Raw genomic sequence first — 19,500 nt, forward strand, 5'->3', positions numbered from 1 at the left:
TGTTGGGGGCGGCAATAGAATGCATTTATCATGCCGACTGGGTGAGTTGTGCCGATGGTGCAAGGCAGTTGCAGAATGTCTCCACATCAGATACCCAACCAAAGAAGGTTTCGATGTTATAAAGTGCAGCTTTTTGGGCAAAATCCGGCCCTGCCTGATGGGTTGCATCCTCCAGTACCACCCCGAAGTACTCAAAGAAGAAGCCGTCGCGCAGGGTGGACTCGACACAGACATTGGTGGCGATACCGGTGAAAATCAGGTGATGAATCCCTTTGGCGCGCAGAATGCTGTCGAGTTGGGTATTGAAAAATCCACTGTAACGCGGCTTGGCGATCACGATATCGCCCGTTTGTGGTTGCAGTTCGTCCACTAATGCATAGTCCCAATCGCCTTTTGCCAGCAGCTTACCCATCAGTTCAGGTTGTTTACGCATGGTCTTCAGCGCATTGGATTTATGCCAGTTTGGCGAGCCTTCCCCGCCCGCTTCAACATATTGTGGATCCCAACCATTCTGGAAAAAAATCACCTGAATACCCGCGGCCCGCGCAGCAGTGATCGCGCGTTTGATATTGGCGATAACCGGAGCGGTGGCTGAAACATCAAATCCGGCCAGATCGAGATACCCCCCCTCTGAGGCATAGGCGTTTTGCATATCAACCACAATCAAGGCGCTGGCCGAGGTAGGGAAGGCGATAGGTTCCGGTCGCGCATTCAGAATAACTTCGTTGCTGCTGATACCTGGATTGCGACGAACTGGCTGTTGAGGGGCGACAGACGGTTTGGTTTCAATCGATTGACGGCTTTCAACAATTTTCATTAGGCCACCTCACGTGCGGCGGGTGGCAGGATGTCAAAGATATCGGCGCGGCTGTTCATCAACGGCTGGATATGTTGACCGAAATTTTCAATACCAGAGAGGAAGTCATCGAATGTCAGCAAAATACCCTCGGTTCCCGGCACCGTGGCAATGTCATCCATCATCTTTGCCACATTGGCATAAGAGCCAACCAGCGTCCCCATATTGATGTTCACGGCAGAGGTCGGGTCAGCCATTTGGCGCACATTGGTATCTGCCCCCGATTGGGTATCTTTACCACTTTGTTCGGTTAACCAGGCCAGTGCTTCGGTGTCGGCTCCGGCCTTGTAACTTTCCCATTTGGCGCGGGCCAGCTCGTCGGTTTCGTCGGCGATTATCATAAATAACACATAGCTACTGACCTCACGTCCGGCCTGTTCTGCCGCTTTTTGCAGGCGAGCGGCTGTTGGGGCAAAGGCGGTCGGGGTATTCACACCCTTGCCGAAACAGAAGTTGTAATCGGCATATTTGGCCGAAAAAGCCATGCCAGCATCACTTTGTGCCGCGCAGATTAATTTGATTGGAGTTTGCGGTTGCGGGCTGACCCGGCAATCATCCATTTGGAAGAACTCACCTTTAAAATCAGATTGCCCTGTGCCCCAAAGGTCTTGTAATACTTCCACATATTCAGAGAGATAGTCATAGCGACGACTGAAATATTCATCTCCCGGCCACAATCCCATCTGCTCATATTCTGGTTTTTGCCACCCGGTCACCACATTCAGGCCAAAACGGCCATTGGAGATAGAGTCAATGGTGGAAGCCATGCGCGCGACTATGGCTGGAGGAAGGGTTAAGGTTGCCGCAGTGGCATAAATCTTAATGCGAGAGGTGACCGCAGCCAGCCCGGCCATCAGGGTGAAAGACTCCAGATTATGATCCCAAAACTCGGTTTTGCCGCCAAATCCGCGCAGTTTTATCATCGATAAGGCGAAATCGAACTGATAGTGTTCAGCTTTTTGCACAATAGCTTTATTTAACTCAAAGCTCGGCATGTACTGCGGTGCATTGCTGGAAATTAACCAACCGTTGTTGCCGATAGGAATAAATACGCCAATTTTCATTTGAGCACCTCTGCATGGTGAGTGGGACTATCTGTACGTCTGCATCAGTACCTAAGCAAAGCCGATGCCAGTTTTTGTAAAACCTTTTTAATCAATGTGTTGGTAAACTTTGGTAAATAAAATGCTGAGCAAATGGTCAAAAATGGACTGTTTGGTAAAATAATTGTGCACAAAAAACTGGCGCGTCTGCCCAGTCACGGTGCAGTTATTCACTAGAAAGAGGTATTCGGGGAAGAGATCGGCATGTTATAGGTAGCTTGTTATTTTCAGTTTCATCAATATTCTGTTTTATCAATATTTATGAAGGGACTATCAGTGAAGCTAGCCACCAGCGATACACCAGCACCTGAGATAAAACCTTCCCGCCGCAGCAAGGCCGGAGCCGCGAAACGGCAACTCATCATGACTGCCGCCCTTGAGCTGTTTTCGCTTTATGGCATTCACGGCACCAGTCTGGATCAGGTCGCTGAGCGGGCTGATGTCTCAAAAACCAATCTGCTGTATTACTTCCCTTCGAAAGAAGCGCTGTATATCGCGGTGTTAAAAGACATTCTGGCCATCTGGCTCGCACCACTCAAAGCATTACAGGCCGATCAGCAGCCAATCGACGCTATTCGGCACTATATTGCCCTTAAATTAGCGGTATCTCGCGATCACCCGCAAGCATCACGTCTGTTTTGTCTGGAGATGATCCAGGGTGCGCCATTGCTTAAGCAAGAGCTGGCGGGGGAGTTGAAAACTCTGTTCGATGACAAGGTCTTGATTATTCGCCGTTGGATGGATGATGGCCTGATAGCCGATGTTGAGCCACAACATTTCATTTTCATGTTATGGGCGACAACCCAGCATTACGCCGATTTTAGCGCCCAAATTGAGGCCATTAGCGGCAAAAATCTCAGTGATAAAGAATTCTTCCAACAGACAGTAGCGAGTGTGCAACAGTTGGTGATTGGCGGCATTGCCCGACGAGAATAGCCATTGAGTGAGAAGAGAAAAGGGCGTCAGAAGCGTTCTGACGCCGGAGGATAAGTATTAGTTATTGTTACTATCGAACAGACGCGTTCTGCGTTTTTTCAAGATAATGTAACCGATGGTCAGAATGACAAACCACAATGGCGTCACCATCAGCGCCTGGCGGGTATCACTTTCTAACGTCAACAGAACCAAGACAAAGGCGAAGAACGCCATACACACCCAAGACATGAAAATCCCAGCTGGCATTTTGTAAATCGACTTCTTATGTAGTGCCGGGCGTCTTTTGCGATACACCAGATAAGAGCAAAGGATAATCGTCCAGACGAACATAAACAGAATCGCCGATACGGTGGTGACCAAAGTAAAGACGGTCATGACATTCGGGATCAGGTAAATCAGCACCACGCCGCCCAACAGGCAAATACAAGAGAATGTCAGGCCGGATGCGGGAACCGAACGGCGTGATAACTTGCCAAACTGCTTTGGTGCATCACCTTCTTTCGCCAAACCGAACAACATGCGGCTGGTGGAGAACACGCCGCTGTTGGCGGAGGAGGCAGCGGAGGTCAACACCACAAAGTTGATCACACTGGCAGCGGCAGGTAAACCGACCAGAACGAATAACTCAACAAATGGGCTTTTATCCGCAACCACGGAGCTCCAGGGGGTCACGGACATAATCATAATCAATGAGAAAACATAGAACATGATGATGCGGATCGGAATGGAGTTAATCGCGCGCGGTAATACCACCTCAGGATCTTTGGTTTCAGCAGCGGTAGTTCCAACTAATTCAATACCCACGAAGGCAAAAACGGCAATCTGGAAACCAGCAAAGAAGCCGCTGATTCCTTTCGGGAACATGCCACCATCATTCCATAAATGTGTAAATGAGGCCGTCGTACCTGATGGGGACTGATAGCTCATTAACACCATCGTCAGACCGGCAAAGATCAACGCCACGATTGCCACAATTTTGATCATGGCGAACCAGAACTCCATCTCACCGAACATTTTTACTGTTGCCAAATTCAGAGATAACAGTAGTAAAACCACTAACAATGAGGCGACCCATTGCGAAAAGCCGGGGAACCAGAATTGCGCATAGGCAGTGATGGCGACGACATCGGCGATGCCGGTGATGACCCAACAAAACCAGTAAGTCCAGCCAGTGAAAAACCCCGCCCAAGGGCCAAGTAAGTCAGCGGCAAAATCACTGAATGATTTGTACTTCAGGTTCGAGAGCAGCAACTCACCCATTGCTCGCATCACGAAGAACAACATAAAGCCGATTATCATATAAACGAAGATGATCGACGGCCCGGCCAGGCTGATGGTTTTACCCGAACCCATAAACAAGCCAGTACCTATGGCACCACCAATAGCAATCAACTGAATATGGCGGTTGGAGAGACTTCGTTGAAGGTGCTCTTCAGGTTCCGGCAAAGGCTCTGCCACTATCTTGGATTGGTCTACCATCTTTCCCATTCCCTCTTCCTGTATTTATTTGTGAAGTTGTTGAGCTCTATGTTGGCTCTTTGGTCTTACCCTGTCTGTCTTTGTTTTTTTGTATGCTTTAAATACAATTTTTGAATTATTTAATATCTTCGCAACAATAATTACACAATACGCCTCGTTTTCCAGTGTTTATATTTCACACACTGAATTTTGTTAAGTTCATCACAGCGCATGGAATTACAACATGAAGTGACATAACTAACAATAATCGCAACTACCAGATGCATAATTAATCCACAGGGATGAATATCACCCAGTATAAAGAGAAAAATCCGATGAAGTGTTTGACAGCCAGGGCCAACAGGAGAATAATTATCGCTGTTGGGTCGTTAGCTCAGTTGGTAGAGCAGTTGACTTTTAATCAATTGGTCGCAGGTTCGAACCCTGCACGACCCACCAACAGAATCAATCACTTAGTATTAATCTTTAATTTCAAATCTATTTCATGGGACATATTTTCGACTCAACTATTAAATATTGCGTCTATTTGTCTGGCATGTTCATTTAAATTATTTGGTAAAAGATGCGCATATCTTTTAACCATTTTAATGGTTCCTCATCCACCCATTTATTGTAATGCAGAAATAGGAACTCCGGATTAAACTAACCAACTTTTTCATGTGCGTATTAAATCATGAAATCTAAAGTTTTCAATTTCCGCTCATTTTAATAATGTGTTCCAAACTGTATTTCCATCAACTCTCATTTTCCATATTTCGGGTGTTAATGAACCATCAGGCCTATTTGATACGTGAGTGTCAACAAAGACATATTTATTATGCTTATCGCTGTTTATATGCTGCGAATATCTTTTCTTCGGTAATACCGCATTGTGCCAGGCGTAACGTTAGCGATATTCAGGAAAGAGAATGAAGTCATAAAGACTGAGTTGGCCTGGATGTTTGCACGAAAACACAAGACTCCGTAAATTGAATAATAACACCAATTGGCGACCTGATAATTTTAGGAACTATGGGTTACATAAATTTTTTACGCTACCCCTCATTGATGGGTTTCATGGCCGGTTCAAAATGAGTTATTTTGATAATAAAGATAAATTGAGAGCCACCTTTCACAACGGCTCTCAAGAGTATTTAATTATTAATGATTTTACATGACCCTACAAAAGAATACTTTAACCCACGCACCAGGGCCTGGTGGCATGTATTTAATTGTTGCTTGGTTGGCCGCATCAGCTTCACTGTTAGCATTAAAAATACCATCCCACAGCCCAGTATCTGTTGCATCACCGTGAGAGCCGCTACAAATGTATTGCTGAGATTTAGCCACTACAGCATGAGAGGGTAATATTGCAAAAGTGGACAATAGAAAAACCGTGGGCACCAGAAACTTTCGAAACTCAGTAGATAAACTCATTTTGAAATCTCCTCTTATTTCCATATAAACGATAGTATTTTGCTGAAAACCAAATCAGCATTTGCAACATATCATTACAAACGTGTAGTTATTTAAACCTGATATAAACAGAATATTGCTTTGGCTTATCTATGCGAGACAACAACGGGCTGGATACCCTCATTGGCGGAGGTACTAAAACCGGAGGGACTACAGGGGTACGTCCGTGTGCTAGACATCCCACCACTAAGTTGTTTTTTTTATTTTCCTCCCCGTACACTTTTTTTTACATAGGTATATTTGTACTAAATATCCTTAATATGAAGTTTAGTTGATTAGGAGGTAGCTTTATATCTCACATGTTTTATACAAGGAATTAACATGAAAATACTTCTAAGTATCCTACTTATATCAAATTCGGCGTTTTCTGCTTCTTCTTCGACAAATGAACGTATTCCAGTGCCTGCGATAATGCGAGTATCGGAAGCTGCGTGTATTCGCAGTTATTCGGTGAAAGAACGTATTGCATGTATAAAACTGGTAGATTCCTCGATAGTTAAAGCATACTGGGCTGGGAAAATGAGCCAGTTTTGCAAGTCACCATTCAACAAAAGTGCCGGAAAAGACAAGCAATGTAGGGTAGTGACAATGCTTTCTGGTGCTTTGGATGAAATGAGTGGTAGGTATCTTGAAGAGTAAATAATAGTCCCTACACCAGCAAAATCAGAAAATGGACTTTGCTTACTGGCGCGTCCGTGCGCCGGTGGATTCCTTCATTTGAGGATTTCATATACAGCAGTAATTCACTCTAATGGATTATTCTTAAATGCTAATAACCAGTCAGAACTCTGGATATTACTGAGCAAATCATTGGGGGCGATTGACTATGGTTCGTGACTCAAAGAGGTTTTGCTCCCAAGGAGGCGCTCTTGAACCAGTGGAAGTGCTACTGGCAAACTCATTGTCTCCTTCATCACTAGTCCATTCGTCAAGTTAATAGTTATTTGGCTAAGTCAGACAAAAAAGAAAACAGATGAGTCTGATCCTGTAGATATTGTCAGATCATACTTTTCATTTTAATTATCATATTAAAAACAAGTAAAAACAAATAGTTATCTCTTTGACCAAAAATAACATTATTATTGGTTATAAATTCTGTGCAGTAATACGATTTAGAACTCCTGCAATATACTCAACCAGTATGGCGTATCGACAAAATAACTTATGAAAAATACTAATAATAGTAAGAGAGGAATGGCAGGGGATTTGAACAGTAGACATTCCAAATTGGATAAATGTTGGAAGCGATATAGATGAGATGTCAGTGGGGTCAACATTTCTGATACTATCAACCCCGTCGATTTTTGCCTATTTTTAATGATACAAAAAGATCCTCAAATTTGCAGGACTCTTTTAACAATTACTGAAAAATAAAATGGATAGCACCTATAATTAGTAGCAAAAATGCGGTGTATTGTAAGTAGTACGCTGACATTGTTTTCATAAACGGCTCCTTTGATATGCTTACTGTTAATAAGCAATTTCTGAGCCATAGATAACTCTTTGATAAAATGATATTTTTAAATATTATTAAGTGAATGAATGCACTGAATTGGGGAATTGGCACCATTTTGGAGCGAATTGACGGATGTCTGTTTTGACTTAGGGGGGGGGAGTAAACCTCCCCAAAAAAAGGAATTAATTTAGAGTTATTTATGAGTAATATAAGATTATTTTATGCAGGTTTATGTGCGGAGAGTAAAAAAATCATTGGACGTTCTTTTTCCTCCTCCAATGCAGGGCAATCTATAATTTGCTGTGCTGTCGGGCCCCATTCTTCTAAATGCTTAATAACAAATCCATGTTTTACCAAAAGGTTAATATAAGTCCCTAATGTCCTATGTTGCTTTATAACGCCTTCAGCCAACCAATTTGTTACCCGCTCTCCTTCTGCTTGATAGCTATTTATCGGCCATGATTTTTGCCCATCATTAGCAATCAGCCAACCAGGCTGTTTTGGTGCGGTGTAAATAGGGTGTTCTGCAGAAAAAATGAAGCTACCACCAGGAAGCAAAGCATCATAAACAGCCGTCAGTAAGGCTGGCAGGGCTTTTATATAGTGCAATGTTAGAGAGCTATATGCCAAATGGTATATCTGTTGCGGTAATTGGATACTTTCCAAATCTTCCTGGCGATAAATGATGTTGCTATCAGATGTCATTTCTTTAGCGCGATTTAGCATTCTTTCTGAAACATCCAACCCTAAAATCTCAGTCGCGCCTTGTAAATGAGCGTAGCGACAAAACCAACCATAACCACAACCTAAGTCAATGATTTTACGCCCTGATAGTGGTGGTAGAATTTCACGAATGGCCGGCCATTCTGGCGCGCCGTCTAATCCATCAACAGAACGACTAAGTTTGGCGTAGCCTGAGAAAAAATCTTGATTATCATAAATATTTTGAGTCATGTATCGTCCTCTTTAATTGTTATTCCTATTGATTAATAAAAAGCATCGCTAGTTTATCATCAATAGATGACCTTAAATAAGGCCGCAAGATCTGTGGATATTATTTTTTGTTTAGAATACTCAATGTCACAGCCGCGCTAATGCTGTGTTGATAAAAGGAAAGAGTAAAAATGGCTAAATACAAGTGCTAGTTAAAAGAGCAGCGATTACTTATCTTACTCATCATCTAATAATAGGCTAAACTTTATACAGTTCGAGTTGGCAATTCATTGCCGGCCGTACTGAGATTTTTAACTTTTCCAAAGACTGATAAGGTATCCCTATATTGCCCGTGTAGTTGGATATTATGGTCAACCAAGGTGCTTTATCGCTGACTGGATGCTTCTCTTGAAGGAGATAGCGATGACTCCCGTACAAATACTGATTATTCTGGTGCTTACACTTTTTGCGTTGTACCGTCAGTCGGTCAGTCACGAGGTATCGTTAGGCCCTGCTCGTTTTAAATGGGCTTGGGTCTATGGGATGGTCGGTCTGGTAGTGGGTGGCACATATATGCCAGCTACAATGACTTCCTGGGTTGTTTTAGGCAGTGGTGTTTTATTTAGTATTATCATCGGCGTTTTACAAGGTCGCCTTATCGAGATCTGGCGTGAACCTGATGGGCGTATTTTTTGCAAAGGAACACCACTGACTATTACTTTATTTTTACTGCTGGTTGGGTCTAAATGGATTATTGGCACACTGCAGTACCTTTATAATCAACCAACTGAACAAGGTGGATTTGGTGAAATCCTGATTATGATTGCAGTTATGGCTGCATTCCAGGTTGAAATTGTCCGACGTCGTATCCGTGCTTTATATCCGGATAACCCGGTTGATTCATTACCTGAAGGGCGATAAGAAAGTGTTCTATCAACTAACAGTCGAGGATTGACTGTTAGCTGATATAAAAGTGCAATGAGCTTCTTAATGTGCATCAAATCAATCAACAATAAAAAGTTTGGCTCCGGATATCGTTGATGATCGATGTGCTTCTGCATGGTCTGCGACCTGGTAACTCATGCCTGCTTTTAATATAAAAATACGCCCATCAACGAGTTCAGTGCTTAATTCACCGTCAAGGCACAGTAAAATATGTCCTTTGGAACACCAGTGGTCTGCTATGTATCCTGCGCTGTATTCAACCATACGAACCCGGATGTTGTTAAAGTTCTGAGTTCTCCAATATGCAATTCCTTGAGCTCCTTTATGCTCGGTTTTCTCCACTGTAGACCAATCAGTGATACCGAAAGGAATATCTCTTATGTCCATTTAGACCTCCTAACAGACAAAAAATGAGATTCACATTAGCTCATTAGTAAAAGAAATACACAGTCTATTACTTTATTGCCAGTCAAAAATTTATAAACTGGGCCATACTATGAGAGAAGCAATAAAACGGAGTTACCAAGCCTATGAAAAACCCCACAATTTTTCAGTTTTTCCATTGGTATTATCCTGATGGAGGTAAATTATGGCAGGAGGTTGCTGAACGAACAGAACATATTAGCCACCTCGGGATTAATTATGTTTGGTTACCTCCTGCGTATAAAGGTGCTTCGGGAGGGTATTCGGTCGGATATGACACTTATGATTTGTTTGATTTAGGTGAATTTGATCAGAAGGGGACTAGGGCAACAAAATATGGAGATAAAGAAGGGTTGCTGCATGCGATTAATCGATTGAAGGATGTAGATATCAAGATCCTATTTGATGTCGTCTTCAACCATAAAATAGGGGCTGATGAAAAAGAGCCGGTAAGTGTCCATAAAGTTAATCCTGAAAATCGCACTGAAATTGACGAAGCAGTTATTGATGCACAGGCCTATACCCGATTCACTTTCCCAGGTCGCAATGAAACCTATTCATCCTTTATCTGGGATAAACAGTGCTTTAGTGGTGTTGACCATATTGAAGATCCACTAGGTGAAGGTATTTTTAAGATTATAAACGATTATAGTGATGAGGGCTGGAATACCGAGGTTGACGACGAGTTAGGTAATTTTGACTATCTGATGGGAGCCGATATTGATTTTCGCAACCCTGCAGTTATGGGAGAACTAAACTATTGGGGAGAATGGTTACTAGATACATTACCAATTGATGGTTTTCGCTTGGATGCAGTAAAACATATCCCTGCATGGTTTTACAAACAATGGATTCAACATGTACAAAATAAAGCAAGTCATGATTTATTAATTATCGCAGAGTACTGGTCTCCGGACATTAAAAAATTACAGCAATATTTAGAGCGGGTAGACGGTTCAGTGATGTTATTCGATGTGGCTTTGCACCATAAATTTCACGAAGCATCAAATCAAGGTGAAGATTTTGACTTAACACAGATATTTAGTGGCACATTAATCGAAGCCGATCCAATGCATACAATCACTATAGTGGCAAACCACGACACTCAACCACTCCAATCGCTGGAAGCACCTGTTGAGCCTTGGTTTAAACCACTAGCATATGCATTGATATTACTTCGTGAGCAGGGCATCCCATGCGTGTTTTATCCTGATCTGTTTGGTGCCAGCTATGAAGATATCGGGGATGATGGGGGAACGTATCAAATAGAAATGCCCATTATTGCTGAGTTGGAAAGATTAATTCAGGCCAGAAAACGCTTCGCGCATGGTACACAAATTGACTATTTTGATGATAAAAACTGCATAGCGTTCGTTCGCTCGGGCACAGGGGAAGACCCCGGCTGTGTCGTTGTTATTTCTAATGGTGCTGAAAATGAAAAAACAATTCGGCTAGGAGAGGATTTAGCTAACAAAGAGTTTGCTGATTTCCTGGGTAATCATCTCGCCATTATAACCACTGATGATCGCGGCGAGGCAGTATTCCCAGTCAACGGGGGTAGTGTAAGCCTTTGGGTGCAGAAAGAATTTTGCAATAATATTGAGTGAGTTGAATTGTATGCTCCTAATTCATCTTCCCAAATAAGATTTCGGGCACAAAAAAACCGCCTCTCGGCGGTTAACGACATACTCATACTACTTTGTTTTACTTAGATTTGTTTCCATGGTGCCCGGGGCGGGACTTGAACCCGCACAGCCATAAGCCGAGGGATTTTAAAAAATAAAACATAACCAATAGAATCATAAAGTTAATTTATATCAATTGGTTAGTCGTGAGCATGTTTGGCTATATTTGCGTAGGGTTAGTTTGTGCCGCCATTAAAAATTAGTCATTTTCGAACTTGTCATAGGGATTTAATGTTAGTGCTGCATCCAGATGATCCGGGGCGAAATGTGAGTAACGCATAGTCATCACGATAGTGCTGTGACCAAGGATTTGTTGCAGTACCAGAATGTTGCCGCCCCCCATCATAAAGTGGCTGGCAAATGTGTGCCGCAGTACGTGAGTACGCTGTCCTTTAGGCAGTTCTATCCCCGCCCTTTTTAGTGCATTTTTGAAAGCATCATAACAGGATGAAAACATTGGCCCGCGCCGTTTAGGCAAGCGGTCATATAAACGTTTGGATATGGGAACTGTACGATTACGCTTACTTTTAGTCTGAGTAAATGTGACACGATTCGGCATAAGTTGAGACTGAGAAAGCCCCTGCGCTTCACTCCATCTCGCGCCGGTAGCTAGGCATAAGCGAACCACATTACCCAGGTCTTTATTTTCCGACTCGTCACAAGCAACCAATAGTCGCTTTATATCGTCAGGATAGAGAAATGCGAGTTCCTGATCTCCCTCTTTAAACTGGCGTAAGCCATCCAGAGGATTATCACCCTCCCATTCTCCTAACCGTTTTAACTCTGAAAATACCGCCCGAAGATAAGAATATTCACGGTTAACCGTTGCTTGTTTCGGTGCTGCTCTGCCCTTAGCTTGCCATCTGCCGTTAAGCCGCTGTTCCCGATAAACAGCAAAAGCGTTCTTATCAAAATCCGTGACCAGTGGATCACCCAACCGTTCACAGATAGCCTCTAACTTTACCTTTCGGGTTTCACCCGATGTTAGAGTTTGCCCGTGCATCTCGTACCAACGACTAACCAAATTGCTGAGTTTCAATGTATTACCAACCGAAGCCTCAACAACTTGATCTTTTTGCATCATACGACGCTCAAATGAGAGCGCCTCGCCTTTAGTAGCAAACTGCTTGCGAAGCCGTTCACCACGCCGTCCATTGGGATAGCACTCACAAATCCATTTGCCAGTTGTAAGCTTGCGGATAGTCATTTGGCAAATAAATCCGCGCGAATAGGTTTACTCCCCTTATCTTTTTTCCAATAACATCCAGTTTGGAGTAAAGCAATAAATTCGTTTTGATCCATGACTAAGGTTTCCATCAATTTTATTTTCTCCCTTTCGATACTCGGCCGAAATACTTCAATTGTTAAAGTGCCAGCATCATATGACTGACTTTCAATAAGTATTGGCAATTCCGTTAGTTCTTTAGACGTAATTAAGTTATCGGGAATAAAACTTCCGGTAAATTTCCCATCAAGTGTTGCAATGGTTTCATATCCAGCAAAACACTCGAATTTCACTTGTAGAACCACTGCATCTTCCAATTTCAGAAATTCTGCCCAATCTGTATAGCCTAACTTACTACTATAAAACGTATCTCCACGGTGAAATGAGTATGATGCACCCTGAGTCCAAGTATCGTATTGGTGTCCTTCAAATACTGATTTAGTAAGTTTAATATCTAAAGCCTCTTTATACACTTTACTGACAGCAAATCGCCAACCAGCAGCATAGCCATCAGAAAAATGAGCAATCAAGGCATTACTACGCTGTAAAGAGCGTACGATATTAAAAGTTGACGCAGCATTTTCATGTAGAGCTTTTATTTTTTCATCCATTGGTTCCACTAATTCTTTTTGCTGACCAAGTTCAAATGATTCTTGTAAAATCTCACCAGTTTCAATGAAGTGTTCGAATTGTTCTGAGGTGATAAGAAATACCCCTTTACCATTCGCAAGCTCTATTTTTCTTGGGCCAGCATTCTCACCGCAACATAGGAAATAAAGCTTTGATGTCACACCAGACTTAACATCAAGTCCATTATTTTTAGCTAATTCAGTAAGTCTATCTTTCTCTTCTTTATTAAACCCGGTAAAGCAAATTTCTATTTTAGAAACTTTAGCTACCTTGTTTTTACTATCATTTAATAACTTACTATTAAAAGTCTCGCCATCATGAGAAGTGCTAACTAGGGGAGGCAGTTGACTTTTATCATCGAACATCTCTAATACCCTATCTTTTCTAAACGTCCTATAAGAACGTTTATCTATAGAGTATCCCTGGAAGTAATCATCCTTATGAACAAATTTGGCAATATGGTGAGGAGAGACCTCCCCTTTAGAGTTTACATATACAAAAAAGGCTTCCTTATTGATAACTTTACTTTCTTCAAACATTTTGCAGCTCCGTCTGTTCTGAATGGTTAAGTTAATTGCTTTCTGATTTCAATTGAGGCTTCGATTGCGCGAACGCATCGCCAACCGCCTGTATATTTAGCCTTGCCGAGTCATCCATTGCTCGGTAATTCTCTACTAGTTTCAGCTCTTCTGTAGAGATAGTATCTGGAGGGGTTCGTTTCCCAGTCAGTATATACATGACGTCTAAACCATACTGAGCATTCAACAATGCGAGTGTGGCAGCATCAGGTACGGTTTCCCCTCTCTCATATTTGCCCCAAGTTCTGGTTGAAACACCAAAATTTGTCGCCATAGCCTCTTGGCTTTCACCCGTTTTTTCCCTTTCTTCACGCAGTCGTGCGCCAATTAGGAATAATAATTCCTCTTTTTTGTTTGACATAGGAACAATACTTCCTTAAATTGTGTTGTACAGGAACTTAGTGGATCACAATATACCATTATGAAACAAGTCGAACATGATCAACGCTCGCGATTACCGAAAGGAATCGCCTCAAAAAATCCTACCCCTATGCGTTTATCTGATGGTGAACGCTCTGAATTAGAAGCACTTGCAGCAAAAGAAAGTCGTTCAATTTCCAGTATGGCCCGCTTGGTTTACTTGCGCGGGATCGCTGCTATTCAGGCTGATTGATAGGGGGAAATTATGGGTAATGTCACCATTAATATCACCGTACCCACGGGCTATGTCTCTCTGAAAGAATATGCCGTAATGACTGGTATCCCGTTCGCTACCTGCCGGGGAATGGTGCGCGATGGGCGGATTATTATTCGTCCGAAAATTAAAGCCGGTGACAAGGTTGAAGTTAACTTGGTCGCTATGTTGAAAGATGCCATAGCCAATAGTTAGGGGAAAATACGATGCATGCCTTAAGTGTTATCAGCCGTAATGCATGGTTTTATCGCGGGTTCGTGATTAATTTTCGCCGCAGAACGACCATTAACTTACTTAACCGTTATGAAGTTTTCTTGGGTGAGCAGTCTTTCGGCTTATTTGATGCTCAGGCCCTCGCAACGGGCTTTATCGATCAGTTGTACACCGAGCGTGAGACGGGAGTTGCAGCATGAAATCACCTTGCCTACAGATAGCTAACGCCATATTGCGCACGCACAGTGCTGATATAGCCGAGTTAATCAATCGCTCAGTAGGGAAAGATGGAATTTATTCAATAAGAACAACGCTTCATCACCGTGAAAGAAATTCTATTGCCAGTAATACCCTTGCGGGCTTAAGTATGATTACCGCCATAGCGTGGCAATTGCGTGAAAACGAGTTAGCCACTTTCCACCAACTGAATACAGCAACACAGCAATTCCGTGAATCCGGCGATCTTCCGCCGCTATTTAATGAAGAGGTGCCGACATGCCAGGGCAACTAATTGAATTGACCGGAGGCGCATTAATCATGCTGGCCGTGCTTATTTGGATTGCTGTTTTGTCTGTCCGCGCCGCAATTCGTGATCACCGCCATCGCACCAGTATCAAGAAAGAAGAAGTAGCACGCAAAGCGCGTCTGTAAGTTTAAACCGTATTAATTGTTCTCTCGTGAGGTGCGAATAATGGGGCAAATAAATACCGATGAATCACCACTTTCAATGCAGGAATGGAATCAGAAAGTAGGCTTACGGCATTTAGACCACATAAAGGAACTGTTTAAAAAAGATCCAGATGAAGAGTTTGAGCAACGTTTGGAGTCATTAAGCAGGGGTAAGACCAAAGGTATTATTTATTATGCCGCTGGGATAAAGAAAGACGGCCACGAAAGAAAATTTCGGGAGTTGGAATATCACGAAAGAAAAGCGGTGCGTAAAGCAGCGTTGGATCTATGGGTTGATTTGAATTCAATACCAAAAGACTTGTTATAAAGAAATAACCTTTTAGCGGGTTATTAAATATGGCGCATTTATCGCGTCGGGATTCCTATTATCTAAAGTTAAGGATTCGAATATGCCGAGTAAGAAAATTAAAAATGCTGATTTACTCAATGATGCCCTGATAAATGAACGTAGGAAACAAGCAATACTGACCTCTGCGCTTCTGGAAAATCTGGCAAATGTCATTATTGCTCGTGCTTTATGCGTTAAAGAATCGGTGGAATTACTGCGCCAGGAATCCGATAAAATCCAAAATCAAATAAATGAGTAAGCGGCTAATGACAATAAATCGCTCTCCGCTGAAATGGGCCGGTTCAAAGGCTCGCATTATGCCAACCTTACTTCAACATTTGCCAACCGGTAAACGATTGGTAGAACCGTTTGCTGGTTCCTGTTCTGTGATGCTGAATACGGATTATGATGAATATCTGATAACAGATATCAATGATGATCTGATTAACTTCTATGAAGTCGCCAAAAGAGAAACGAGCGACTTAATCAATGTGGCTTCCTCACTGTTTCTTACGGCTAATTCCGACGAACAATATTATATTTTCCGCAAAATATTTAATGCACGAAACCGTGATGATATATCCAGAGCAGCAATCTTCCTTTATCTTAATCGCCATTGTTTTAATGGTATTTGTCGCTATAACCAACAAGGGCAATTTAACGTCCCCTATGGCAAATACAAAGCACCTTATTTCCCCGAAGCCGAGATCCGTTTCTTTGCTGAAAAAGCCAAGAAAGCGACTTTCTTATGTTGTGATTTCTCCGAAGCACTGGAAATGGCTGTTGCGGGTGATGTGATTTATTGCGATCCGCCTTATATCCCAGTCTCCAGCACTGCTGACTTTACCCATTATCACACCGATGGTTTTAGCGCTGATCAGCAATTTCGTTTAGCCCGCCTACTGGCAAGGGCCGCTGAAAATGGCTGTCATGTTGTTGCCTCCAATAGCGATACCTCTATCAGTCGCGATCTCTATAGCCGTTTCACCCTCCACTCGATTACGGCTCCGCGCTCTATCAGTTGTAAAAGTGATGGCAGAAAAAGTATCGGGGAAATTATTGCGACAATTCCGGCGCAATTATATGACTGAGCATGCCCGTGGCCGCATCATCCCAACATCACCGCTGCCTTATCCAGGCAACGGTGATGTTTCTATTGAATGGGAGCACTCATGGAATGCCCCGCGCCCAGCCATTGGTGGCTACCAATCTTTAGCGCCGGTCGCAGTGGTAGTAAAACCAAAATCTCACCCGCTGGTTATTCGCTATGTGAAGCGGCTGAATGCATTGGGGTATACAGAATTACGGGAGCCTAACCAGACATTACTTAAAATGCGCAGGGAGCGCGCTGAGCTGGAGCGCGAGATCTATTTGCGTGATAAGCAACAATGGGCGGATTCACCGCAAGGCGTAGAGGCTCGTATTGATCAGCAACCTATTTTTATTAAATCGCATTTTCAAAATAAAATTAGATGGTTACGTGAAAATCATGGCGATAAACATACCAATGCATTCTTAACCGGCACCGGCAAGAATGCATTGCTACGTCTGGATGCTGTGCGCGAATATCAGGGTGTGAGCAAGGGCCGTAAATCTGAGTTAATGGCTTATTTTCAGGGCATCTATAGCCACCTTGCCGAACTGAATAAACGCCGGGTTAAATCACTGGCAAATGATATTGCTGGCCGCATTAATGAAATGTTCTGCACCGAGGTATCCACGCCCACCGAAGAAACCCGCAATTTATCTGATGCCGAGTTATTAACCATTTATCGCAATATTGCGCTTGAAGTGTGGTCTTTGCGCGTCAGGCCGTCGCACTGGCGTGAATTGGGGTCGAAGCCCGGCCACCAGGATCAGCCCGTAGACCGCGCCACCTTTTACTCCGCTATTGCCAGATTGATTAATGCCGATTGGTGGGAGCGTAAATTGTGGCGGTTGCGTAATGATTGGCGAGAAAGTCAGTTGCGCGCCGCTGGCTTGATCCATAAGCGTGCCGCACCTTATGTCAGTAAAGAGGCATTGGCCGACTGGATAGAGCAAAAACGCCGCAATCGTGAATTTTTTAAACGACATGAATTAGTTGATGATGAGGGCAACACCGTTTCTTTAGAGGCAATGGTGGATGCCAGTATCAGCAATCCGACTATTCGCCGTCATGAGTTGATGGCGCGCATGAAAGGGATCGAACTGGTTGCTCAGTCGCGTGATGATGTGGGTATGTTCTATACCATTACTTGCCCGTCTAAATACCACGCCAACAACCAAAGCGGCCACGCTAACCCGAAATGGAACTACACCACGCCGTCACAAGCGCAAGCCTATCTCACCAAGTTATGGAGAAACATTACTTCAAAATTGGGTAGGGAAAATCTGCGCGTCTACGGTTTTCGTGTGGCTGAGCCGCATCATGACAGTACACCGCACTGGCACTTATTGTTATTTATGAAACCGCAAGAGTGCCACGCGATCACCGAAATTATGCGCGCCTACGCTGTCAAAACTGATCGCGCCGAATTAGGTAAGCGCACCAGCGCCCGATTTACCGCTAAACGGCTGGATCCGAAGATAGGCAGCGCCACCGCCTATATCGCTAAATACATCAGTAAAAATATTGATGGTTACGCGCTGGATGGCGAATTAGACCATGAAACTGGCAAGCCGCTGAAAGAAACGGCTCGTTTTGCTATGGCCTGGGCATCTCGCCACCGTATCCGCCAATATCAGCCCATAGGCACGCCGCCGGTGACTGTCTGGCGGGAGTTGCGCAAGCTGAATAACCAGCTACTCAATGATCTGATTAAATCAGATGAATTTAAGTTAGCCATACAGCGCCTGATAGATAAAAAAACCGACCCCGCAGACATTGCAGCGAAAGTAGCCGCCATGCGAGGGAAAAAGCTATTACTTGATCCGGCAATGGATGCGGTTATGTCGGCGGCTGATGTCAGTTGTTTTGCTACCTATATCATGCAGCAGGGTGGCGTCTTAATTCCCCGCGAAGAGTACACCGTGCGCATTGCCTGGCAGGACAATGAACAGCCCAACGCCTACGGCGAAATCACCGAGAAGATTTTCGGTATCTATTCCCCGCTTTTGGGCGAGGCGTCGCGCATCTGTACTCGCCTAAAAACTTGGAAGATTGTCGCCCGCCAAAAGGTGAAACCCGCCGTTGCCGTGGGGTTTGATGTTTTTCAGGACGGCTCCGCCGTCCCTTGGAGTTCTGTCAATAACTCTCCGGTAGAGCAAAAAATAGTCGAACCGGAGGAGGCCATAGACAGAACATTAGAAGAAAAAACAATCGATTTCACCGCACTCACCGATGCAGAACGCCGGACCTTACTGCGCAGGATTAAAAACGCGCCGGTAGCAACGATTAAAACTAATCCATTGACGCCAGCCGAGGAATTATCACGCCAGGTATCAGCCGAAAAGGCCGCCCAGCGGCAAGAAAAAACCGTACAACTGGCACCAGTGACAACAAAAATCCGCGATTTTGCCGAGTCAATCGGGCTTTCCATTAGCAAGCAGCAAGCGCAATCACTGGCTTGTGGCGCAACGTTGACCATCAGCGGCCAGAACTGGCGGGCAAGAGAGGATTGTTGTTTGTACCAGTGCCAACCAACCACCGCCCAGCGGGTATTTAGCGTCATGAGCCGGGTGGCGAAATTACGAGAGGGAGTAAACCGTGAAAGTCACCAATATTAATTGCACCGACACCCTTTGCATATTGTCAGCCGATGAACAGCGAGTTGCTCAAATGCTTGGCGATGCATGGAACCAATATTTACAGCTTTCGATTGAACACCCCTGTGAACGTGATGAGTTCTGCCGGGCAATCCACGCCTGTCAGGGCATTGTATTGGCTCGTCCGGCAATTCGTGGGCTGGCTGAAAAAGGGCAGGGATATAAAAAATAGCCATATCTTATT

General features: G+C 43.8%; 23 protein-coding genes and 1 tRNA gene. 15 read left to right on the plus strand and 9 right to left on the minus strand.

Translation table 11 applies throughout. The features are described 5' to 3' along the window. Positions 1-28: 28 nt before the first annotated feature. The gene (gene rutB / locus FTB31_RS16425) at positions 29-817 is read right to left on the minus strand and encodes a pyrimidine utilization protein B (RefSeq protein ID WP_227731599.1); all 789 of its coding nucleotides are present in this window, start codon (positions 815-817) and stop codon (positions 29-31) included. Next, complete coding sequence (gene rutA / locus FTB31_RS16430; protein ID WP_077174006.1) at positions 817-1,920, minus strand: pyrimidine utilization protein A; 1,104 nt, start codon at positions 1,918-1,920, stop codon at positions 817-819. The genes rutB and rutA overlap by 1 nt, the downstream gene beginning before the upstream one ends. 315 nt (positions 1,921-2,235) lie before the next feature. Here rutA and rutR point away from each other — a divergent pair, with 315 nt between their 5' ends. After that, the gene (gene rutR / locus FTB31_RS16435) at positions 2,236-2,895 is read left to right on the plus strand and encodes an HTH-type transcriptional regulator RutR (protein ID WP_072081854.1); all 660 of its coding nucleotides are present in this window, start codon (positions 2,236-2,238) and stop codon (positions 2,893-2,895) included. A 57-nt stretch (positions 2,896-2,952) separates the two neighbouring features. Here rutR and cycA read toward each other — a convergent pair whose 3' ends face one another. Continuing rightward, positions 2,953-4,374 carry a D-serine/D-alanine/glycine transporter gene (gene cycA, locus FTB31_RS16440; RefSeq protein ID WP_174531811.1) on the minus strand — a complete coding sequence of 474 codons (1,422 nt, stop codon included), beginning with the start codon at positions 4,372-4,374 and terminating at the stop codon, positions 2,953-2,955. A gap of 362 nt (positions 4,375-4,736) precedes the next feature. Here cycA and FTB31_RS16445 point away from each other — a divergent pair. Next, positions 4,737-4,812 (plus strand) — tRNA-Lys (locus tag FTB31_RS16445). A gap of 711 nt (positions 4,813-5,523) precedes the next feature. On the opposite strand, the gene FTB31_RS16455 is transcribed toward FTB31_RS16445, so the two are convergent. Then, positions 5,524-5,790: a hypothetical protein gene (locus tag FTB31_RS16455; RefSeq protein WP_077294611.1), complete on the minus strand. Its 267-nt coding sequence runs from the start codon at positions 5,788-5,790 to the stop codon at positions 5,524-5,526. Between the two features lie 360 nt (positions 5,791-6,150). On the opposite strand from FTB31_RS16455, the gene FTB31_RS16460 reads away from it, so the two are divergent. Beyond that, positions 6,151-6,468, plus strand: coding sequence for a hypothetical protein (locus tag FTB31_RS16460; RefSeq protein WP_050077504.1), 318 nt, complete (start codon positions 6,151-6,153; stop codon positions 6,466-6,468). Between the two features lie 1,036 nt (positions 6,469-7,504). On the opposite strand, the gene FTB31_RS16465 is transcribed toward FTB31_RS16460, so the two are convergent. Next, a complete protein-coding gene (locus tag FTB31_RS16465; protein WP_227726238.1) occupies positions 7,505-8,239 on the minus strand; it encodes a class I SAM-dependent methyltransferase in 735 nt (244 codons plus the stop codon). A 402-nt stretch (positions 8,240-8,641) separates the two neighbouring features. Between FTB31_RS16465 and FTB31_RS16470 the strand changes: the two genes are divergently transcribed. Continuing rightward, entirely contained in the window at positions 8,642-9,139 is a 498-nt protein-coding gene (locus FTB31_RS16470) for a hypothetical protein (RefSeq protein WP_050077506.1), read from the plus strand. An 81-nt stretch (positions 9,140-9,220) separates the two neighbouring features. Here the strand turns inward: FTB31_RS16470 and FTB31_RS16475 are convergent, their stop codons facing one another. Beyond that, positions 9,221-9,550 (minus strand): DHCW motif cupin fold protein, encoded by a 330-nt coding sequence (locus FTB31_RS16475; RefSeq protein WP_050077507.1) that lies wholly within the window; start codon positions 9,548-9,550, stop codon positions 9,221-9,223. Positions 9,551-9,693: 143 nt separating this feature from the next. On the opposite strand from FTB31_RS16475, the gene amyA reads away from it, so the two are divergent. Continuing rightward, positions 9,694-11,193: an alpha-amylase gene (amyA, locus tag FTB31_RS16480; RefSeq protein ID WP_077174109.1), complete on the plus strand. Its 1,500-nt coding sequence runs from the start codon at positions 9,694-9,696 to the stop codon at positions 11,191-11,193. 277 nt (positions 11,194-11,470) lie between these two features. Here amyA and FTB31_RS16485 read toward each other — a convergent pair whose 3' ends face one another. Genes FTB31_RS16485 through FTB31_RS16495 form a run of 3 tightly spaced genes read right to left on the minus strand, consistent with a single transcriptional unit; the run spans position 11,471 to position 14,065 of the window. Further along, the gene (locus FTB31_RS16485) at positions 11,471-12,478 is read right to left on the minus strand and encodes a phage integrase (RefSeq protein WP_227731600.1); all 1,008 of its coding nucleotides are present in this window, start codon (positions 12,476-12,478) and stop codon (positions 11,471-11,473) included. After that, positions 12,475-13,665, minus strand: a complete 1,191-nt coding sequence (locus FTB31_RS16490; RefSeq protein WP_227731601.1) for a BRCT domain-containing protein — start codon at positions 13,663-13,665, stop codon at positions 12,475-12,477. Before FTB31_RS16490 ends, FTB31_RS16485 begins: the two co-directional genes overlap by 4 nt. A gap of 31 nt (positions 13,666-13,696) precedes the next feature. Beyond that, positions 13,697-14,065 carry a helix-turn-helix domain-containing protein gene (locus FTB31_RS16495; protein WP_227731602.1) on the minus strand — a complete coding sequence of 123 codons (369 nt, stop codon included), beginning with the start codon at positions 14,063-14,065 and terminating at the stop codon, positions 13,697-13,699. 60 nt (positions 14,066-14,125) lie between these two features. On the opposite strand from FTB31_RS16495, the gene FTB31_RS16500 reads away from it, so the two are divergent. The 10 genes from FTB31_RS16500 to FTB31_RS16545 all read left to right on the plus strand — a co-directional run bounded on the left by FTB31_RS16500 (position 14,126) and on the right by FTB31_RS16545 (position 19,488). After that, complete coding sequence (locus tag FTB31_RS16500) at positions 14,126-14,317, plus strand: hypothetical protein (protein WP_049648451.1); 192 nt, start codon at positions 14,126-14,128, stop codon at positions 14,315-14,317. 12 nt (positions 14,318-14,329) lie between these two features. Continuing rightward, positions 14,330-14,533 carry a hypothetical protein gene (locus FTB31_RS16505; protein ID WP_004706419.1) on the plus strand — a complete coding sequence of 68 codons (204 nt, stop codon included), beginning with the start codon at positions 14,330-14,332 and terminating at the stop codon, positions 14,531-14,533. An 11-nt stretch (positions 14,534-14,544) separates the two neighbouring features. Then, on the plus strand, positions 14,545-14,751 hold the full coding sequence (locus FTB31_RS16510) for a hypothetical protein (RefSeq protein WP_227731603.1): 207 nt from the start codon (positions 14,545-14,547) through the stop codon (positions 14,749-14,751). Next, entirely contained in the window at positions 14,748-15,062 is a 315-nt protein-coding gene (locus tag FTB31_RS16515) for a hypothetical protein (protein WP_227731604.1), read from the plus strand. The genes FTB31_RS16510 and FTB31_RS16515 overlap by 4 nt, the downstream gene beginning before the upstream one ends. After that, entirely contained in the window at positions 15,047-15,202 is a 156-nt protein-coding gene (locus FTB31_RS16520; RefSeq protein ID WP_004723293.1) for a hypothetical protein, read from the plus strand. Before FTB31_RS16515 ends, FTB31_RS16520 begins: the two co-directional genes overlap by 16 nt. A 40-nt stretch (positions 15,203-15,242) precedes the next feature. Continuing rightward, positions 15,243-15,548, plus strand: coding sequence for a hypothetical protein (locus FTB31_RS16525; RefSeq protein WP_227731605.1), 306 nt, complete (start codon positions 15,243-15,245; stop codon positions 15,546-15,548). A gap of 82 nt (positions 15,549-15,630) precedes the next feature. Next, entirely contained in the window at positions 15,631-15,828 is a 198-nt protein-coding gene (locus FTB31_RS16530) for a DUF2732 family protein (RefSeq protein WP_049530279.1), read from the plus strand. 7 nt (positions 15,829-15,835) lie between these two features. After that, complete coding sequence (locus FTB31_RS16535; RefSeq protein ID WP_227731606.1) at positions 15,836-16,660, plus strand: Dam family site-specific DNA-(adenine-N6)-methyltransferase; 825 nt, start codon at positions 15,836-15,838, stop codon at positions 16,658-16,660. Further along, complete coding sequence (locus tag FTB31_RS16540) at positions 16,653-19,277, plus strand: replication endonuclease (protein WP_227731607.1); 2,625 nt, start codon at positions 16,653-16,655, stop codon at positions 19,275-19,277. Before FTB31_RS16535 ends, FTB31_RS16540 begins: the two co-directional genes overlap by 8 nt. Next, entirely contained in the window at positions 19,258-19,488 is a 231-nt protein-coding gene (locus FTB31_RS16545) for a hypothetical protein (protein ID WP_227731608.1), read from the plus strand. Before FTB31_RS16540 ends, FTB31_RS16545 begins: the two co-directional genes overlap by 20 nt. Positions 19,489-19,500: the final 12 nt, after the last annotated feature.

The organism is Yersinia proxima (assembly GCF_902170785.1).
GTDB lineage: Bacteria > Pseudomonadota > Gammaproteobacteria > Enterobacterales > Enterobacteriaceae > Yersinia > Yersinia proxima.

What these genes read in the sequence shown, in the direction of transcription:
- rutB (WP_227731599.1), bottom strand. Translation starts at nt 817, where the DNA reads ATGAAAATTGTTGAAAGCCGTCAATCGATTGAAACCAAACCGTCTGTC.
- rutA (WP_077174006.1), bottom strand. Translation starts at nt 1,920, where the DNA reads ATGAAAATTGGCGTATTTATTCCTATCGGCAACAACGGTTGGTTAATT.
- cycA (WP_174531811.1), bottom strand. Translation starts at nt 4,374, where the DNA reads ATGGTAGACCAATCCAAGATAGTGGCAGAGCCTTTGCCGGAACCTGAA.
- FTB31_RS16455 (WP_077294611.1), bottom strand. Translation starts at nt 5,790, where the DNA reads ATGAGTTTATCTACTGAGTTTCGAAAGTTTCTGGTGCCCACGGTTTTT.
- FTB31_RS16460 (WP_050077504.1), top strand. Translation starts at nt 6,151, where the DNA reads ATGAAAATACTTCTAAGTATCCTACTTATATCAAATTCGGCGTTTTCT.
- FTB31_RS16465 (WP_227726238.1), bottom strand. Translation starts at nt 8,239, where the DNA reads ATGACTCAAAATATTTATGATAATCAAGATTTTTTCTCAGGCTACGCC.
- FTB31_RS16470 (WP_050077506.1), top strand. Translation starts at nt 8,642, where the DNA reads ATGACTCCCGTACAAATACTGATTATTCTGGTGCTTACACTTTTTGCG.
- FTB31_RS16475 (WP_050077507.1), bottom strand. Translation starts at nt 9,550, where the DNA reads ATGGACATAAGAGATATTCCTTTCGGTATCACTGATTGGTCTACAGTG.
- amyA (WP_077174109.1), top strand. Translation starts at nt 9,694, where the DNA reads ATGAAAAACCCCACAATTTTTCAGTTTTTCCATTGGTATTATCCTGAT.
- FTB31_RS16485 (WP_227731600.1), bottom strand. Translation starts at nt 12,478, where the DNA reads ATGACTATCCGCAAGCTTACAACTGGCAAATGGATTTGTGAGTGCTAT.
- FTB31_RS16490 (WP_227731601.1), bottom strand. Translation starts at nt 13,665, where the DNA reads ATGTTTGAAGAAAGTAAAGTTATCAATAAGGAAGCCTTTTTTGTATAT.
- FTB31_RS16495 (WP_227731602.1), bottom strand. Translation starts at nt 14,065, where the DNA reads ATGTCAAACAAAAAAGAGGAATTATTATTCCTAATTGGCGCACGACTG.
- FTB31_RS16500 (WP_049648451.1), top strand. Translation starts at nt 14,126, where the DNA reads ATGAAACAAGTCGAACATGATCAACGCTCGCGATTACCGAAAGGAATC.
- FTB31_RS16505 (WP_004706419.1), top strand. Translation starts at nt 14,330, where the DNA reads ATGGGTAATGTCACCATTAATATCACCGTACCCACGGGCTATGTCTCT.
- FTB31_RS16510 (WP_227731603.1), top strand. Translation starts at nt 14,545, where the DNA reads ATGCATGCCTTAAGTGTTATCAGCCGTAATGCATGGTTTTATCGCGGG.
- FTB31_RS16515 (WP_227731604.1), top strand. Translation starts at nt 14,748, where the DNA reads ATGAAATCACCTTGCCTACAGATAGCTAACGCCATATTGCGCACGCAC.
- FTB31_RS16520 (WP_004723293.1), top strand. Translation starts at nt 15,047, where the DNA reads ATGCCAGGGCAACTAATTGAATTGACCGGAGGCGCATTAATCATGCTG.
- FTB31_RS16525 (WP_227731605.1), top strand. Translation starts at nt 15,243, where the DNA reads ATGGGGCAAATAAATACCGATGAATCACCACTTTCAATGCAGGAATGG.
- FTB31_RS16530 (WP_049530279.1), top strand. Translation starts at nt 15,631, where the DNA reads ATGCCGAGTAAGAAAATTAAAAATGCTGATTTACTCAATGATGCCCTG.
- FTB31_RS16535 (WP_227731606.1), top strand. Translation starts at nt 15,836, where the DNA reads ATGACAATAAATCGCTCTCCGCTGAAATGGGCCGGTTCAAAGGCTCGC.
- FTB31_RS16540 (WP_227731607.1), top strand. Translation starts at nt 16,653, where the DNA reads ATGACTGAGCATGCCCGTGGCCGCATCATCCCAACATCACCGCTGCCT.